General features: G+C 69.2%; 14 protein-coding genes. 7 read left to right on the top strand and 7 right to left on the bottom strand.

Features of this window, described 5'->3' with window-relative positions:
• Positions 1 to 45 precede the first annotated feature (45 nt).
• On the bottom strand, positions 46 to 756 hold the full coding sequence (gene mobA / locus FB464_RS00495; RefSeq protein WP_116415591.1) for a molybdenum cofactor guanylyltransferase: 711 nt from the start codon (positions 754 to 756) through the stop codon (positions 46 to 48).
• Positions 757 to 853: 97 nt separating this feature from the next.
• Between mobA and fdhD the strand changes: the two genes are divergently transcribed.
• Positions 854 to 1,783, top strand: a complete 930-nt coding sequence (fdhD, locus tag FB464_RS00490; RefSeq protein ID WP_116415592.1) for a formate dehydrogenase accessory sulfurtransferase FdhD — start codon at positions 854 to 856, stop codon at positions 1,781 to 1,783.
• On the top strand, positions 1,780 to 4,092 hold the full coding sequence (locus tag FB464_RS00485) for an FdhF/YdeP family oxidoreductase (RefSeq protein ID WP_116415593.1): 2,313 nt from the start codon (positions 1,780 to 1,782) through the stop codon (positions 4,090 to 4,092). The genes fdhD and FB464_RS00485 overlap by 4 nt, the downstream gene beginning before the upstream one ends.
• Positions 4,093 to 4,420: 328 nt before the next feature.
• On the opposite strand, the gene FB464_RS00480 is transcribed toward FB464_RS00485, so the two are convergent.
• The 4 genes from FB464_RS00480 to FB464_RS00465 all read right to left on the bottom strand — a co-directional run bounded on the left by FB464_RS00480 (position 4,421) and on the right by FB464_RS00465 (position 7,538).
• On the bottom strand, positions 4,421 to 5,041 hold the full coding sequence (locus tag FB464_RS00480) for a DnaJ family domain-containing protein (RefSeq protein ID WP_116415594.1): 621 nt from the start codon (positions 5,039 to 5,041) through the stop codon (positions 4,421 to 4,423).
• Between the two features lie 103 nt (positions 5,042 to 5,144).
• Complete coding sequence (locus FB464_RS00475; RefSeq protein ID WP_116415595.1) at positions 5,145 to 6,290, bottom strand: NADH:flavin oxidoreductase; 1,146 nt, start codon at positions 6,288 to 6,290, stop codon at positions 5,145 to 5,147.
• A 71-nt stretch (positions 6,291 to 6,361) separates the two neighbouring features.
• Complete coding sequence (locus tag FB464_RS00470) at positions 6,362 to 6,562, bottom strand: hypothetical protein (RefSeq protein ID WP_116415596.1); 201 nt, start codon at positions 6,560 to 6,562, stop codon at positions 6,362 to 6,364.
• Positions 6,563 to 6,614: 52 nt separating this feature from the next.
• Entirely contained in the window at positions 6,615 to 7,538 is a 924-nt protein-coding gene (locus tag FB464_RS00465) for a zinc-ribbon domain-containing protein (RefSeq protein ID WP_116415597.1), read from the bottom strand.
• 195 nt (positions 7,539 to 7,733) lie between these two features.
• Between FB464_RS00465 and FB464_RS00460 the strand changes: the two genes are divergently transcribed.
• Complete coding sequence (locus tag FB464_RS00460) at positions 7,734 to 9,743, top strand: ExeM/NucH family extracellular endonuclease (protein ID WP_170151954.1); 2,010 nt, start codon at positions 7,734 to 7,736, stop codon at positions 9,741 to 9,743.
• The gene (locus FB464_RS00455) at positions 9,740 to 12,010 is read left to right on the top strand and encodes a bifunctional metallophosphatase/5'-nucleotidase (RefSeq protein ID WP_116415599.1); all 2,271 of its coding nucleotides are present in this window, start codon (positions 9,740 to 9,742) and stop codon (positions 12,008 to 12,010) included. The genes FB464_RS00460 and FB464_RS00455 overlap by 4 nt, the downstream gene beginning before the upstream one ends.
• 58 nt (positions 12,011 to 12,068) lie before the next feature.
• Here FB464_RS00455 and FB464_RS00450 read toward each other — a convergent pair whose 3' ends face one another.
• A complete protein-coding gene (locus FB464_RS00450; RefSeq protein ID WP_170151955.1) occupies positions 12,069 to 13,010 on the bottom strand; it encodes a 5'-3' exonuclease in 942 nt (313 codons plus the stop codon).
• Between the two features lie 119 nt (positions 13,011 to 13,129).
• Here FB464_RS00450 and FB464_RS00445 point away from each other — a divergent pair, with 119 nt between their 5' ends.
• From FB464_RS00445 to FB464_RS00435, 3 genes are all read left to right on the top strand, one after another.
• A complete protein-coding gene (locus FB464_RS00445) occupies positions 13,130 to 14,161 on the top strand; it encodes an LLM class flavin-dependent oxidoreductase (protein WP_116415601.1) in 1,032 nt (343 codons plus the stop codon).
• Between the two features lie 31 nt (positions 14,162 to 14,192).
• Positions 14,193 to 14,585: a PPOX class F420-dependent oxidoreductase gene (locus FB464_RS00440; protein WP_116415602.1), complete on the top strand. Its 393-nt coding sequence runs from the start codon at positions 14,193 to 14,195 to the stop codon at positions 14,583 to 14,585.
• Between the two features lie 126 nt (positions 14,586 to 14,711).
• Entirely contained in the window at positions 14,712 to 16,127 is a 1,416-nt protein-coding gene (locus FB464_RS00435) for an alanine--tRNA ligase-related protein (RefSeq protein WP_116415603.1), read from the top strand.
• A gap of 426 nt (positions 16,128 to 16,553) precedes the next feature.
• On the opposite strand, the gene FB464_RS00430 is transcribed toward FB464_RS00435, so the two are convergent.
• Positions 16,554 to 17,243 (bottom strand): enoyl-CoA hydratase-related protein, encoded by a 690-nt coding sequence (locus tag FB464_RS00430; RefSeq protein WP_116415604.1) that lies wholly within the window; start codon positions 17,241 to 17,243, stop codon positions 16,554 to 16,556.
• Positions 17,244 to 17,441: the final 198 nt, after the last annotated feature.

Raw genomic sequence — 17,441 nt, 5'->3', positions numbered from 1 at the left:
ATCGGGTCGTGGGAGACGGTGCGAGGCGGCTCGGTGGGGGGCTCCTCACGGTAGTCGGATTCCGGAGCGCACAGCATCCTCCACGGTGTCGATGTCGTCGGTCGCCCCCTCGGGCACGTCGACAGGAACGGTCCGAAGGCCGGAGAACAGCGCGCGGATCGACAGGTTCTCGAGGTCGCCGGCGGCACGGTGCCGCTCCACGGCGCGGCTGATCGCGCCGGCGCAGTAGAGGGCGGCGAGCGGCTGGAGGCGCCCGTCGGGGCTGCGGGCGACGAAGGCGTCGGCCGGTGCGGGGGTGGACGGTGCGCGGGTTGCCGACAGCACCGCGGCATCCTCCGCGGCCGCGCTCTCCCCCTCGGCAGCGGCATCCTCTGCGCCCGCAGCCTCCCTCGCAGCCGCGAGGAGAGGGGTGACGGCCGACGCCACCCGCGGCATGTCGCAGGCGAGCACCAGCACGAAGCCGGCGGGAGCCGACCCGGGGGCGGCGTCGCGGGCACCCAGCGCGTCCAGGCCGGCCGCGACACCGGCCGCGGGCCCCGCGAAGGGCGGATGTTCGCGCGCGAACAGCACCATGCGATCGCCGAGGACTGCGGCCAGCGCGGCAGAGTCGCCGACGACGACTCGCTGGCGGGCATCCAGAGCCGCATCGAGCGCCAGCCCGGCCAACGACTCTCCTCCGAGGTCGAGCAGCGCCTTCGGCACACCGCCGAGCCGAGAGCTCCGCCCGCCCGCGAGAACGATGGCGTCGAAGATCATGCGGCCCAGCCTACGAGCCGCACGGCTGCCGGATGCGCGGCTCCAGCCTGTACGCACCCGCATTGTGTCTGCGGTCTTTCGGTGATACTCCTGACACATGGGCAGAATCACCGTTCGACGTCGCGTGACCAGGTTCACTGTCGGGGAACGGAGCCGCACCCGCGAAGATTTTCTCGCCGCTGAGGAACCGCTCGAGATCAGGGTCGGAGGCCGCGCTCTGGCGATCACGATGCGCACACCCGGTCACGATTTCGAGCTCGCTGCGGGCTTCCTGGTGTCGGAGGGGGTGATCTCGCGGGGCGACCAGTTCGCATCGGCCCGCTACTGCGCGGGCGCCACCGAGGAGGGCCTGAACACGTACAACGTGCTCGATGTGGTGTTGGCAGAGGGCGTTGCGCCGCCGGATCCGAGCCTCGAACGCAACTTCTTCACGACGAGTTCGTGCGGACTCTGCGGCAAGGCGAGCATCGATGCGGTGCGCACGCTGTCACAGTACGAGACGGCGAGCGATCCTCTGGTCGTCTCGTCGGAGCTGCTGGCATCGTTCCCCGATGTGCTCCGCTCGCAGCAGGAGGTCTTCGAGAAAACCGGCGGGCTCCACGCGGCGGCGCTCTTCGACGGCCGAACCGGCAGACTGCTGGTGCTGCGGGAGGATGTGGGGCGGCACAATGCGGTCGACAAGGTGGTCGGCTGGGCGGTGACCGCCGATCTGCTGCCGTTGGCGGGAACCGTGCTGATGGTGTCGGGGCGGGCCAGTTTCGAGCTCGTGCAGAAGGCGTCGATGGCCGGGATTCCGGTGTTGGCGGCGGTCTCCGCGCCCTCGTCCCTTGCCGCTGAGCTCGCCGAGGAGATGGGGATCACGCTCGTCGGGTTCCTGCGCGGGTCGACGATGAACGTCTACTCCCGCACAGACCGGGTGGATGACGGGTTCTCCACAGATTCCGTCGAGCAGACGCCTGTGTCGTCCCTCATGGCACAGGATGATCACACCGAACCTGAATCGCTCCAGAAAGTGACCGCCCGATGAGCCGCAGACCTCCCGTCGAAGACCCCGACTACGACGACATGACCGTGCACCCACCCGAGAAGTGGGCGGTCGGGCTCCCCGCGATCTATTCGGCCAGCGAACCCGCGCTCGTCGAGATGGGCGTCGGCCGAGCGTTCACGCTGCTCACGAAGGTGAACCAGAAAGACGGCTTCGACTGCATGAGCTGCGCGTGGCCGGATCCCGACCACCGCAAGGTGGCCGAGTTCTGCGAGAACGGGGCCCGGGCCATCACTTGGGAGGCGACGCCCGTCACGGTGCCCACCACGTTCTGGGCCGAGCACTCGGTGAGCGACCTGCTGGAGAAGAGCGAGTACTGGCTCGGCATGCAGGGGCGCCTGGTCGAGCCGGTCTACAAACCGGCGGGCAGCGACCACTACGAGCCTGTGAGCTGGCAGAAGGCCTTCAGCATTGCGGCCGAGAAGCTGAAGGGGCTCGCCTCACCCGACGAAGCGGCGTTCTACACCTCGGGTCGGGCCGCGAACGAGACGGCCTTCGTCTACCAGCTCTTCGTTCGCGCCTTCGGCACGAACAACCTGCCGGACTGCTCCAACATGTGCCACGAGTCCACCGGCACGGCGTTGAACGAGACGATCGGTGTCGGCAAGTCGACGATCGCGTACGACGACTTCGAGAACACCGACCTGATCATCATCATGGGCCAGAACCCGGGTACGAATCATCCGCGCATGCTCACGGCGCTCGAAGACGCGAAGAAGAAGGGCGCGAAGATCGTCGCCGTGAATCCGCTTCCCGAGGCGGGGCTTCTGCGGTACAAGAATCCGCAGACGGCCCGCGGAATCCTCGGTCGGGGAACCGCGATCGCCGACCAGTTCGTGCAGATCCGGCTGGGCGGCGACATGGCTCTCTTGCAGGCGCTGTCCAAGCGCGTGCTCGAGGCCGAAGACCGCAACCCGGGCACTGTTCTTGACCATGATTTCCTGCAGACGTACACCCAGGGCCTGGATGCCCTCCGGGCCCACCTCGAACACCTCAGTGAAGACACCGTTCTCGAGGCCACGGGGCTGACCAGTGCCGAGATCGACGAGCTCGCAGAGCGCTACATCACTTCCGATCGCACCATCATCACCTGGGCCATGGGGCTCACCCAGCACCGCAAGTCGGTGGACACGCTGCGGGAGGTCGTGAACCTGCTGCTGCTCCGCGGCAACATCGGGCGACTGGGCGCGGGGGCATCACCCATCCGTGGCCACAGCAACGTGCAGGGCGACCGCACCATGGGCATCTGGGAGCAGATGCCCGAGAGCTTCCTCGATGCACTCGACACCGAGTTCGGCATCCACTCACCTCGTGAGCACGGAGTCGACTCGCTGAAGGGCATCGAGGCGATGCAACGCGGCGAGATCAAGGTCTGGTTCGGCCTCGGCGGCAACCTCGTGGCGGCGATCTCCGACACCCGGGCTGCTGAGGCGGCGATGCGCGGCACCGAGATGACCGTGCAGGTCTCCACCAAGCTCAACCGTTCGCATGCCGTCATCGGGCGTGAAGCGCTCATCCTGCCGACCCTCGGGCGCACCGAGGTCGACCTGCAGGAGGCGGGGCCGCAGTTCCTCTCCGTCGAAGACACCGTGTGCGCCGTGCATGCGACGCACGGGGCTGTTCCGCCGGTCGCGCCCTCCCTGCTCTCCGAGGTCTCGATCGTCACGCGCCTGGCGCGCGCCGTGCTCGGCGACGACGGGCCCATCGACTGGCAGGCGTTCGAGAACGACTACGACACCATCAGGGAGTCCATCTCGCGTGTGGTGCCGGGGTTCGAGAACTTCAACGCCGACGTGCGCCGAAAGGGCGGCTTTGTGCTGCCGAACGGTCCGCGCGACTCGCGCACCTTCAACACCTCCACCGGCAAGGCCCACCTGACGATCAACCACCTTGAGGCTCTCGAACGCCCGGCTGGCCGGCTCATCCTCCAGACGATGCGTTCCCATGACCAGTTCAACACCACGATCTACAGCCTGAACGATCGCTACCGCGGCATCAAGAAGGGCCGCAACGTGGTGTTCGTGAACCCCGACGACCTGGCCGAGCTCGGGCTGGCAGACGGTGACACGGTCGACATCTTCAGCGAGTGGAAGAACGAGCCCGACCGGGAGCTGCGCGGTTACCGCGTGGTGTCGTACCCGACCGCGAAGGGGTGCGCCGCGGCGTACTTCCCCGAAGCGAACGTGCTCATCCCGCTCGACAGCGCTGCGCTGGAGAGCAACACGCCGGTCTCGAAAGCGATCGTCGTGCGGCTCGAGAAGGTGGGGGCGCCGGCTGCGGTCGGCGCCTGATCCGTCTGGCGCCGGCCGCGGTCGGCGCCTGATCCGTCTGCGAGCAGTCGCCTGCCTCGGTTCGGCCGCTAATGGGGCCTGCAACCAAGGGACGCAAAGTGCTGCAAAAGCCGCTCCGCAGAGCGATTTGCGTCCCCTCGTCCACTTGGGCGACACGGGCAGTGCGGTCGGGCGCCGCAAGCGGGCGGGAGCGACCCCGGGAGGCTGGGACCGCGGCATGGCCGGGGCGCCAGAGCCGGGGCTGGGCCGGGACGCTAGGGCCGGGTCGGGACGCTAGGGCGGGGCAGAGCCGGGACGCTGGGGCTGGGCCCGGGGCTGGGCGGCGCTCCTACGGGCCGGGGCGGCGGGCACGGCGGCGCTCGCGCCACGGCAGCGCCCGGTAGGCGGCCTCGTCGGCCGCGCGCTGCCGCTCATACGCGACGAGCCTCGCCTCGCGGCGCTCCCGCCAGCGAAGCACTTCAGCCTCGACATCCCGTGTCGGTGTCACGACCGGCGGCCCGCCCTTGAGCTGGCGCCGCGCCTCGACGACCCGCGCGTTGAAGTCGTCGAGCAGCTCCCGAACACGCTTCTCGGATGGTGCGGCATCCAGTCGCTCGTCGAGCCCCGCGTTCTCGCTCCGAAGCGTGAGCGCCGGCGGGCCCAGCCCGGTGATGTTCTCGCGCTCGATCTTCTGCTTGATCCACCAGTTGGGGTCATAGGCATCATGCAGGTTGCGGAGCGGTTTACCCGCGCCCGGCAGGTTGTCGAAGTCCCCGCGGCGCATGGCCTGCTGGATCGAGACCTCCACGAACTGGGCCCGCGCCTCCATCGAGCGCTGCCCAGCCAGCGCGGTGTCGTCCTCGGCCTCTGCGGCTTCGGCCCCGCGCTCCTCATCACCCGGCAGTGAACCGTCGACCAGGTACCGGGAGACGTTCAGGCGGGTGTCACTCCGCTTCCTCCGGTCGCTCATACTCTCAAGCCTAGGTTTGCGGCGGGCGCGCGTCGACTCCGGATGACCGACTTTCGCCGAGCGCGAAAGCCGGTCATCCACACCGCCGGCGAACGGAACCCGATCAGTACAGGGTCGACTCGTCATCCTTCTGGTACGCGCGGATCTCGCCAGCCCGGCCGGTGCGGAGCTTCTCGGTGAACTCGGGGTCAGCGAGCACCGAACGCCCCAGTGCAACCAGGTCGAACTCACCCTGCTCGAACAGCTCCAGCAGAGGCGCGATGCTGAGCGTGGGCTGCGCCTCGTCGGTGCCGCCGAGGAACGGGGCAGACACCCCCACTGAGCCTAGGGCGATCGTCGGCAGCCCGGTCAGGTGCTTCGTCCACCCGGCCAGGGTGCGGGAGGAGCCGTCGAACTCGGGCAGCCAGTAACGCCTCGTCGAAGCGTGCAGGATGGACACCCCGGCGTCGACGAGCGGGGTCAGGATCTGCTCGAGCTCCTGCGGCGTCGACGCGATGCGGGCGTCGTAGGCGTTGCCCTTCCACTGCGAGAAACGGAAGTCGATCGGGTACTCCGGTCCGACCTCCGAGCGGATCGCCGCGACGACTTCGGCCGCGAGCTGGGTGCGATTGCCGGTGGAGCCGCCGAAACGGTCGCCGCGCCGGTTCGTCGCCGCCCACAGGAACTGGTCGAGCAGGTAGCCGTGCGCCCCGTGCAACTCGATGCCGTCGAAGCCGATGCGCTGGGCATCCAGAGCACCCTGAACGAACGCGGCGATGATGTCGTCGATGTCTTTCGTCGATGCCGCCTCACCCTTCGGAGATCCATCGGACCGCACCCCGGAAGGGCTGATCACCGGGGCATCGGGGTGCGGCGCCGCGCCCGCCGACCGGGTCACGCCGAGGTGCCAGAGCTGCGGGAAGATGCGCCCACCCTCGGCGTGCACGGCGTCGACCACGCTCTTCCAGCCCGCGAGCGCCTCGTCGCCGTAGAAGGTCGGAATGCGGTCGCTCGATCCGGCCGACGGATGATCGACGTAGGTTCCCTCGGTGACGATGAGTCCGAGGTGCGAGGCGCGGCGCGCGTAATAGTCGCGAACGTCAGCACCCGGCACGCCGTTCGGCGAGAACCCGCGGGTCATCGGCGCCATCACGAACCGGTTCGACAAGGTGAGTTCGCCGGCGCCGAAAGGAGTGAACAGCGGGGCGGGATCCACGCCCTCGAGGAGCGTGCCGGTGCCGGGATCGGTGGTGGTGTTCGTGGAAGTCATGGTGAACCCAACCGGATCGGCGCGGGGATGATTCCCCAGCGGGTCTTCGGCGTTCGGACGCCGGCCCCGGATCAGAGGGCGCGCGGGTTCCCGTATTCGTAGAAACCGCCGGGCGTCACGGACTGCGTGAGCAGTTCCCACGCCTCGCCCTGGAAGCGGAGGATGCGCTCGGGCTCCCCGTCCGCGCCGCGCGGCAGGGCGACCTGCACGCCGTGGTCGGCGGTGTTCGCTCCGCGGAGGAGGAGTGCGTAGTGGGGGGCCGGGTCGGTCATCAACCCGACTCTACGCCGCCGCGCCAGGCCGTCGGCGCGTGCCGGTACACGGTCAGCGGAGGTAGGCGTTCACGAAGAGGTCACCGCGGATCTCGCGGAGCCTGTCGAGGAGACGTTCCACCAGGGCATCGGTCACCGCCCCGGCCTGCAGGTCGTACGGGCCGAGCGGGTTCAGTTTGCCGCAGCGCACCCGGATGACCTCCCAGCCCGCCTCACGCAGCAGCCTGTCCTTGCGGCGATCGGTGGCCTCGCGGGTGCCCACGTGTTCCAGGCCGAACCGGCCGATCGTGTCGTACTCGATGGCGACCTTCAGTTCTGGCAGCACGATGTCGGGCCAGACCTCCCGGTGCGTGAAGAACGGCCGGCGCACGCCGACAGCATTCGCTGCGCGGAGGTCGAGGTCGATGCGCTTCGCGAGCCGGCTGCGCAGTTCGCCTTCGGCGGCGGATGCGGGGCGGGGTGCCCGTCCGCTGTGGAAGGCCTCGCCCGGGGTCGGGCCGGCGAGGGTCGGACGCACCGGTGCGTGCACGGGGCGGGGGCGCGGCGCGGCGCGCTGTGGTGCGGCGTCGGTGGGGCGGGAACGGCTCCCCCGGGCATCCAGCGCCGTGGGCTCGGTGCGCGGCGGATTCGCCGACGGGGCGGTCGTCGAGTGACGGTTGACGATGCGCTTTGGGGCGGCGAGAGCGAGACAGTCGGGGCACCACGACGATCTGCGGCGCACCCCGCCGGGCCTGTGCCGCTGCTCGTCGGGCGTGGCCACGAAGAGGTGGCCGGCATCGCACTGCCAGGTGAGGTAGACCTCCGCCGCGGGCGGAATCTGCGTGAGCGTGATGTTTCGATTGAGGTCGGGATGGTACTGCCGAACGAGCACAGGGTAGCGCTCCCATTCTGAACGGTACGCACCGATCTCATAAGGCACCTCGCGCCCTTTCGAACGCTGTCGCCTGGCCCACCAGGCCCCGATGTTCTCCGCCACACCGCGAGCGTAGGAGCAGCCTCCGACAGCGGGGAAAAGGTGCGTCGAATCTGCAGAAACTCTTGTCGCAGCCTCTTTTTAATGAGGTAATTTCAGCTAATGAATCCCCAGGGAGTCATGCGGCCGGGGGTCGTCGGCACGGTGTCGGCGGGCTGGGTCCATCCAGCGAACCATCCTCCGAAAGCGGGCCACCACTTGTCCGAACATCCAACCCTCTCGCGCCGAAAGCTGCCCACTGCGGCCGGCCTCGCCGCTTTCGCCATCGCGGCCGTCTGTGCCGCCGGCCTCGCCTCGCCTGTCCCTGCAGCACAGGCTGCAACGGTCTCGATTGCGACGATCCAGGGCACCTCCGTCGCGAGCCCGCTCGTCGGGAGCACCGTCACCACCACGGGATTCGTCACGGCTGCCTATCCCACGGGAGGGCTCGGCGGGTTCTTCCTCCAGTCGGCAGGCTCCGGTGGCACCACAGACCCGCGCATCCACCGCGCCTCCGACGGCCTCTTCGTCTATCTCGGTGGCGCCCCCGTCACTGTCGGGATCGGCGACTACCTGCAGGTGTCGGGCGTTGTGTCCGAGTTCGCCGGGCTCACGGAGCTCTCTCCGCCGAACCCCGGATCGGTCATCCAGCTCGACCCTGCCGGATTGACTCCCCCGCAACCGGTACCGACGGGCTATCCCGGGTCAGACGGCGAACGCGAACCTCTGGAGGGGATGATCGTGCAGCCGGGCGGCGACTTCACGGTGACCGGGCTGCAGTCCTCGGCGCAGTTCGGGCAGATCGAGCTCGCAGCGGGCACCGTGCCCCTTGCCGCCCCGACCAGCGTGGGATCCGTCGGCAGCACGGCATACGCGGCGACGGTCCTGCTCAACCGGGCGAGGGCGGTGTGGCTCGACGACGGCGCGAGCACCAGCTTCACGACCGCCTCGGGCACGTCGAAACCACTGCCGTATCTCTCGGCCCCCGTGCGCTCCGCTCCCGTGCGCGTCGGCTCAGCGGTCACATTCACGGCTCCTGTCGTGCTCGACTACCGGAACGGCGCGTGGCGCTTCCAGCCGACACGCGAGGTGACAGGCGCCAACGAGGCGACCACCTCGCCCGTGCACTTCAGCCCCACCCGGACGGCGTCACCCGCCGACGTCGGTGGCAGCATCCATCTCGGTACCTTCAACGTGCTGAACTTCTTCCCGACCACGGGCGACGAGCGCACCGGATGCACGTACTTCACCGATCGCAGCGGCAGACCTGTGACGGTGAACAACAGCGATGCCCCGGGGTGCGGCGTTCGGGGCGCCGCGACGCGCGCCCACTTCCTGCAACAGCAGTCGAAGATCGTGAGCGCGATCCTGGCTCTCGGAGCGGACATCGTCTCGCTCGAGGAGATCGAGAACTCCGCAAAGCTCGGGCTGCCGCGCGACCATGCTCTGGGCGTGCTCGTCGACGCGCTGAACGCGGCCGACCACCGTTCGGACTGGCGTTACGTGCCGTCACCTGCTGTTCTTCCCGCGCTGGCCGACGAAGACCTGATCAGAACCGGTTTCATCTACCGCGCTTCGGTCGCGGAGACCGTGGGAGAGACATCGATCCTGATCGGCTCTGCGCCGTTCGACAATGCCCGGGAGCCCGATGCCCAGGCGTTCCGACCGGTCTACGGCACCGACGACGAGACGTTCCTGGTCGTCTCGAACCACTTCAAGTCGAAGTCGGGTTCGGACGCCACAGGAGACAACGTCGACGCGGGCCAGGGCGCCTTCAACGGTGACCGCACGAGGCAGGCTCATGCACTGCTCGACTTCGCGACCTCGGTTGCAGCGGCGGCTTCGACCGACCGGGTCTTCCTCGTGGGCGACTTCAATGCGCTGGCCCACGAAGACCCGGCCCTGGCGATCGTCTCGGCCGGTTATGCAGACGCGGGAGCCGCAACCGGCAGAGCGTCCTACAGCTTCTCCGGCGAGTCGGGCTCGATCGACCATGTGTTCGCCTCCGCCGGAGCGCAGACGATTCTGACCGGCGCGGACATCTGGAACATCAACTCGGTCGAAGCTCCCATCCGGCAGTACTCGGCGGCCGATGCGAACGTGTCGACCTTCGTCGATCCCAGAGACCCCTACCGGTCATCCGATCACGACCCCCTGGTCATCGGCCTCGGCCTTCCGACGCACACCCCGCCCACCATTCCGACGACCCCGACTGGAGCAACCCGATGAAGCGTCCACTCTCCTTCGCACTCTCAGCCGCGCTGGTGCTCACCGGCACAGCCGGCCTCGGCATCGGCACCGCGGGCAGCGCCGCCGCTGCATCGACCGTCACCATCGACCTCCTGAGCATCAACGACTTCCACGGGCGGATCTCGGCTGACGGGGTCGTGGCCGGCGCCGCCGTCCTTGCCGGGGCCGTCAACCACTACAGCGCACTGAACCCTGACACCCGGCTCGTCTCGGCAGGGGACAACATCGGGGCCTCGACCTTCACCTCCTTCATCCAGAAGGACAAGCCGACCATCGACGTACTCAACACGATGGGGTTGACGGCCTCTGCACTCGGCAACCACGAGTTCGATCGTGGCCGCGCAGACGTCGACGGGCGAGTGCGCACAGCGGCTGCCTTCCCCTACCTCGCGGCGAACCTCTACGACACAGCTACGGGCAGTCCCGCGTACCAGCAGTACTCGATCTCGGTGATCGACGGCGTCCGGGTCGGGTTCATCGGCGCAGTGACCGAACAGTTGCCGTCGCTGGTCACGGCCGGTTCACTGTCCGGGTTGGAAGTGAGGAGCGTCGTTCCCGAGGTGAACGCGGTCGCCGACCGGCTCTCCGACGGCGACCCGGCGGACGGGGAGGCCGATGTGGTCGTGCTCCTCGTCCACGAGGGCGCGGCCACACCGGCCGAGGCCTCATCGACCGACGCGTCGGCGTTCGGCCGCATCGTGACGGGTGCCGACGCGAACGTCGACGCCATCGTCTCCGGCCACACCCACCAGAGCTACGCGCACTCGATCTCCGTCGCCAGCTGGCCGACGACGCTCAAACGGCCGGTCATCCAAGCCGGCGAGTACGGGGAGACGATCGGCCATCTGACGCTCGTCGTCGACGGGGCGACACACCAGCCGCAGTCGATGGCAGCAGAACTGGTGCCGCTCACCAACCCCGACAAGTCCCCGCGCTTCACACCCGATCCGAAGGTGGCGGCGATCGTGTCGGATGCCGAGGCCTACGCGGCCATACCGGGTTCGGTCAGGGTCGGCATGATCACCGCCGACCTGAACAAGGCCAGGCAGTCCGATGGGAGCGACAACCGCGGCGGGGAATCCTCGCTCGGCAACTTCGTGGCAGACGCCCAACTCGCGGCGACCGCCGACATCGGAACGCAGATCGCTTTCATGAACCCCGGCGGCATGCGCGTGAATCTCACCTACGCGTCCACCTCGGCCGGCGATCCGGATGGCAACGTCACGTACAGCGAGGCAAACGCTGTGCAACCCTTCGCGAGCACGCTCGTGGCCCTGGATCTCACCGGTGCGCAGCTCGCAGCTGCCCTCGAGCAGCAGTGGCAGCCCACCGGAACCGGTCGGCCGTTCCTGAAGCTCGGTGTGTCGCGCGGATTCCAGTACACCTACGACCCGACCGCGGCGAGAGGATCGCGCATCGTGCGCATGACGCTCAACGGGGTGGCGATCGGTGCCTCGTCGATCTACCGAGTCGTTGCGAACAAGTACCTCGCCGATGGTGGCGACAACTTCACCACGTTCGCCGGCGGCACGAACCGCTCGGACACGGGGCGGATCGACCTGGATTCGATGATCTCCTTCTTCACGGCGCACCCGACGGTGAGCCCCGACTCAGGCCAGCGCGCCGTCGGTGTGCGTCTGGCCGGAGGCAGTGCCAGCGGTATCGCGCCCGGCGAGACCGTCACTCTGACGCTCTCGTCGCTGCTCTTCAGCGGGGGTGAGGTTCCGGCGCGCACCGTTGAGGTGCTCTACCGGGGGTCTGTGATCGGCCGGTCGATCATCGATCCGACGATCGTGGACACAACCGACGAGGTGGGCCGCGCCACCGTCAGCGCCGTGCTGCCGGGCGACGGCGAGGTGGGTGAAGCCGCGTTGACCGTGCGGGTTCCCGGAACGGGAACGAGCGTGGAGGTCCCCCTTCGCGTGCGGGCTGCCGCTCCGCTCGCTGGCGGTGCCCTCACCGACGGCAACGCGCAGAGCTACTCATCCGTGAGCGTGACGCCGGCCTCGGCACCGGCCGGCACCGTCGTGCAGGTGAACGTGGCGGGCCACGACGGGCGGACGGTGACCATCGTCGGCTACGGTCCGCAACTGCCGCTCGCCACGGCGGTCGTGACCGGAGGGCACGTGAGCGTCCGACTTCCGGCGGGATACGCGCCCGGGCCGCATCCGCTCGCCGTCTACGCGGGCGACGGGTCGCTGGTCGGCTGGGCTCCGGTCACTGTCACCTCCCGCGAGCGGGTCTGAGCGTCCGGGGGCGGGTCTGAGCGGGGGGTCTGAGCGGGGCGGCGGGCGCGCGGGCCGGTCACGCCGGACGATTGAGGGCGCGGAGGGCGCGGTCGACCGAACCTCCGAGGCCCCACTGCTCCCGAAGGGAATCGATGGCGGCGAGCTGGGCGGGACTGAGCGCACCCAGCGTCGCTTCGCCGGCGGCCGGCTTCCCACCGAGGTCGAGGTCTCGCACCACCTCGACGACCTTCGGCGAGACCCTGAGATAGTCCGCCGCCACGGCGAAGCGTGCGCGCACCGCCGCCGACATCGGCGACCCCGAATCCTCCGCCGCAACGATGATCCCTGCGAGATCGCCATGATCCACCAGGAGTGTTCGCGCCGTCTTCTCCCCGATGCCGGCGACTCCGGGCAACCCGTCCGAGGCATCACCACGCATCACCGCGAAGTCCACGTACTGCCGGGGCGAGATCCCGTATTTCGCCTCGAGCACCTCGTCGGTCACGAGTTCAAGGCGGCTCATGCCGCGGGCCGTGTAGATCACGCGCACGGCGGTGCGATCATCCACCAGCTGGAAGAGGTCGCGGTCGCCGGTCACCACATCGACGGGACCGGACGCACGGCTGGCGAGGGTTCCGATCACGTCGTCGGCCTCGTGGTCGTCTGCCCCGACGATCGGGATCCCGAAAGCGGTCAGAACCTCCCTGATCAGGGGGATCTGCTGGGTGAGGAGCTCGGGCACCTCCTCGGTGTCGACTCCCCCGGCGACCTCTTCCGCGACGCGGTGCTGTTTGTACGACGGAATCAGCGCGACACGCCACTGCGGGCGCCAGGCATCGTCCCAACAGGCGACCAGGTCCGTCGGTTCGAAGTCGGCGACGAGCCGGGCGATCATGTCGAGCAGTCCGCGTACGGCATTCACGGGTGACCCATCGGGCGCCCGGACCGTGTCGGGCACGCCGTGGAAGGCGCGGAAGTAGAGCGAAGCGGTGTCGAGGAGCATCAGTCGCCCAGTCATGAGCCGATCATCCCACGCCCCGCCTCCTCGCCGTGCGCGCGCCCGCCACCACCGCGAGGCGGGGCGGGCTAGGAAACAGGTCGGCGCGGTTAGGCTGGATCGTCCCCGAGGAGGAGCCCATGACCGGCAGCACCGGCACCGACCGCCCGCTCGCGAAGCTCGGCTTCCTCACGATCGGTTTCTTCGACGAACACGACCCGCTCGGCGGCCACGAAAGCACTCTGCAGATCATCGAACTGGGCGAGCAGTTGGGCTTCGACAGCGCCTGGCTCCGGGATCGGCACCTGCAGTTCGGCATCTCCTCACCCGTCGCCGTGCTGGCCGCCGCGACCCAGCGCACGAGCCGCATCGAGCTGGGCACAGCGGTCATCCCGCTCGGGTTCGAGAACCCGTTCCGCCTGGCCGAGGATCTGGCCACCGTCGATGTCCTGAGTCGTGGCCGCCTCAACCCGGGTATCAGCGTGGGCGAACCCACCCACTTCGAGGCCATCAGGGAGCACCTGTACCCGGATTCGGGGCAGACCGAGAAGTTCGGACACGAGCGTGCGGAGCGCCTCCTCGCCAACCTCCGCGGCGAGCCGGTGAGCACCTTCACGGGAACCGAGGGAATCGAGGCGTACTCCCCGCGCATCCAACCGTTCGCCGCAGGCCTCGCCGAGCGGGTCTGGTACGGCGCGGCCGGCCTGTCGTCCGCAGCCTGGGCGGGCGAGCACGGCCTCAACCTGCTGTCGAGCAGCGTCGTGCGGGCCGAGGAGGACGATGATTTCGCCCGCATCCAGCGCGCCCAGATCGAGCTGTTCCGGTCGAAGCATCCGCTGGGCGAGGCAGCACGGGCCTCGCAGGGCCTCGTCGTCATTCCGACCGACAGCGCGAGCCCCGAGCAGGCCGCGAAGTACCGGGCGTACGCCGCCAGCCGCTTTGAACGCACGCTCACGCCGCAGGGGCCGGGCCGCATCCTGTTCGCCCCCGACATCGTCGGCAGTTCCGGTGAGATCGCGGATGCCCTGCTTTCCCATGCCGGATACCAGGCCGTCGACGAGGTGGTGTTCGCCCTCCCGTTCTCGTTCGAGCACGAGGACTACGTGCAGATCCTGACCGACATCGCGACCCGCCTGGCGCCGCTGCTCGGCTGGACGCCGTCGGCCCCCTGACGATGTCGGCCGCCTCTGGCATGCTGGGCGCATGACAGCTGAAATCCCCGCCGATTACGTCCGGCTGCTCGAAGGGCCCAATTACGGCTCGCTCGGCACGATCCGCCCCGACAACACCGTCCAGGTGAACCCGATGTGGTTCCTCTACGACGGCGAGACGCTGCGCTTCACGCACACGACGAAGCGCGCGAAGTACCGCAATCTCCTGCAGAATCCGTCGATGAGCCTCGCGGTGATCGATCCCGAGAACCCGTTCCGGTACCTCGAGGTGCGCGGCCGGCTGACCAAGGTCGTGCCTGATCCGACCGGAGCGTTCTACGTGGTGCTCGGCAAGCGCTACGGCAACCCCGACCAGGCCCCACCGCCCGACTCGGCCGACCGCGTCATCCTCGTGATGAGCATCGAGCGCACAACGAAGCAGTGAGGGCTGCCGGCCCGCCGGCGCACCCGAAACCGCAACGCCGCACCGCGCCATACCGCACCGCACCACGCCACGCCGCACCACGCCGCACGGCACCGCACCGCAGCACCGAAACGACCCCGGGGAACCATGGACGCACACGACATCCGCAACGCCTACCTCGACTTCCAGCGTGAGCGCGGCCATGTGCAGATCGCGCGGGCGAACCTCGTTCCGCGCGGCGACGGCAGCACTCTCTTCACCGGCAGCGGCATGCAGGCGCTGCTGCCGTACCTGCTCGGCGAGCACCACCCCGACGGGATCCGGCTGACCGACAGCCAGCCCTGCCTCCGCGCCCAGGACATCGAGGAGGTCGGCGACAACCGCCACACCACCTTCTTCGAGATGCTCGGCAACTGGAGCCTCGGCGACTACTTCAAAGAGCAGCAGATCCGCGCGTTCTTCGCCTTCCTGGTGGATGTCGTCGGCCTCGACCCGACGAAACTCGCCGTGAGCTGCTTCATCGGCGATGAGGAGTACGGCATCCCGCGCGACGACGAGGCGGCCGCGATCTGGCAGGCCGTCTTCGCCGAGCGCGGCATCGAGGCGCGTATCGCGACGGTCGGCAGCCAGGCCGATGGGGATGCCCGTGGAGTGGCACCGGGCGAGAAGATCTTCTTCTACGACTCCGGCGAGAACTGGTGGAGTCGTGGCGGCAGCCTTCTCGGAACCCCGCTCGGCGACCCCTGCGGCCCCGACAGCGAGGTCTTCTACGACTTCGGTCCCGACCACCACGACGCGAGCTTCGGCAAGGCGCACCCGGCGAGCGACAGCGGCCAGTTCATGGAGATCGGCAATCAGGTCTTCATGCAGTACCGCCGCGAACAGGACGGATCGTTCACCCCCCTCACCCAGCGCAACGTCGACTTCGGCGGCGGGCTGGAGCGCATCGCCGCGGCAGCCCTCGACACGCCCGACGTGTACCGCATCAGCCTGCTCTGGCCGATCGTCGAGACCCTGTCGCGTCTCTCCGGCGCCTCCTACGAAGCGGATCCCCGCCCCCTCCGCATCATCGCCGACCACCTGCGCGGTGCCGTGTTCCTCGCGGTCGACGGGGTGCGGCCATCCAACAAGGAGCAGGGCTACGTCATGCGGCGACTGCTCCGCCGCGCCATCCGCACCGCCTACTCGATCGACCTCCGCGACACATTCTTCGAGGAGGTCGTCGGCCAGATCGCCGACCTGTACGAGAACGACTACCCCGAGATCCGTTCCGCGAGGGAGGAGATCGTAGCCGTGCTGCTCAAGGAGGAGAGGTCGTTCCGGCGCACGCTCGAAGCGGGTCTCCGGATGATCGGGGGGTACGCCGGGGGCACCCTGACGGGCGAGGACATCTTCCGGCTCTCTGACACCAATGGGTTCCCGCGGGAACTCAGCATCGAGGAGGCCGAGCGGCTGGGCATCCCCGTCGAACCGGACTGGGCGGCCGGCTACGACGCGGCACTCCGCGCGCAGCAGGAACGTTCGCGGGGCGCGTCGCACCTCGGCGCGGCCGACCCCGCCTAGCGCGCCCGCCCGCACCCCGCCCGGCCCCGCAGGGCGCGGCTCCGCGAGCCACGCCTTGCGCTCCGGCGCGCCCCGGCCCGCGCAAAACCCTCTCTGCCCTGTGCTCGCGCCCCTCCTCGTCTCCCCGAGCCGCTGCCCGCTCCGCATCCGGGAGGAGCACAGCCGATCCTCGGCTACATTCGCGACGGTTCGGCCCAGCTCCTCCCGAGCGGCCACGAACGGACACCGATTCGGGCATCCTCGTCACACATGTCGCCGGATCGCCGATTCCGTGTCGGTTCCCGATTCCCGCGACGAAGGGCGACTTCGGGAGCACCGCGGCGAGCGGCCGGCCACCGGACAACGTCCGGCCCACGGCGTGCGCAGCGGTGGGACCCCAGACTGGCGCCGCGGCCGCGGCCGGCCCGACGGCGGAGCGCCGAGGCGTCAGTCCGCGAAGACCCCGCGGATCGCGGTGTTCGCCGGGTTGTTCCGCAGCGAGTCGAGGGCGTGGGCGTGCACGGCCTGCTTGATCGCGCGGAGTGTGGCTGCGTCTTTTCCCACGAGTGAGGCGGCCAGCGCGATCGCGCGGTCGACGATGGCGTCGGCCGGAGCGACCTCGTCGACGATGCCGGCTCGCAGGGCATCCGGAGCCGTGTACCGCGTGCCGAACAGCATCGCGTCGCGCACCGTCTGCGGAGTCAGCTTGCCGGCGACGAGGTCGGCCATGCCGGGGGTGAACGGCACCCTGATGTCGATCTCGGGGAGGCAGAGGAAGCCGCGATCCTCCCGCATGATGCGGTAGTCGTGCGCGATCGCGAGCATCGCGCCGGCCGCATAGCAGTGCCCCTGCACGGCGGCGACGGTCGGCAGGCCTGAGGAGAGCGTGCGGGCGAAGAGTTCGTGCACGTCTCCGAGGAGGGCCGCCGATTCGGCGCGGTGGGCGGTGATCCAGTCGAGGTCGAGCCCGTTGGAGAAGAACTTGCCGGTGCCGGCGGTCACGAGCGCGGCCGGGCCAGACGTCGACTCGGCCTCATCGAGCAGCCTCAGGTAGTCGCCCACCCAGCCCGGGTTGAAACGGTTCTCGCTCTCATCGAGGCGGATGACGAACACGTCGCCGGTGCGTTCGAGCTGCATGTGGTTCCTCCTGGGGGCGACGGTGGCCGTGGAACAACCGTACCGAACGGCGCCGGCATGTGGATGCCCCGCGGCACCGGCTCGGGCCGCCTGCCGGCGCGGCGCGGGGGGTGCGACGCGACGCAGGGGCGGACGCGGCGCGGGGACCCGGCGGTGGGGCGCGACGCGACGCGACGCAGGGGCGGACGCGGCGCGGGG

Source organism: Subtercola boreus (assembly GCF_006716115.1).
Lineage (GTDB): Bacteria > Actinomycetota > Actinomycetes > Actinomycetales > Microbacteriaceae > Subtercola > Subtercola boreus.
The sequence above is the reverse complement of the archived record's forward strand: the minus strand, read 5'-3'. Positions and strand labels throughout refer to the sequence as shown.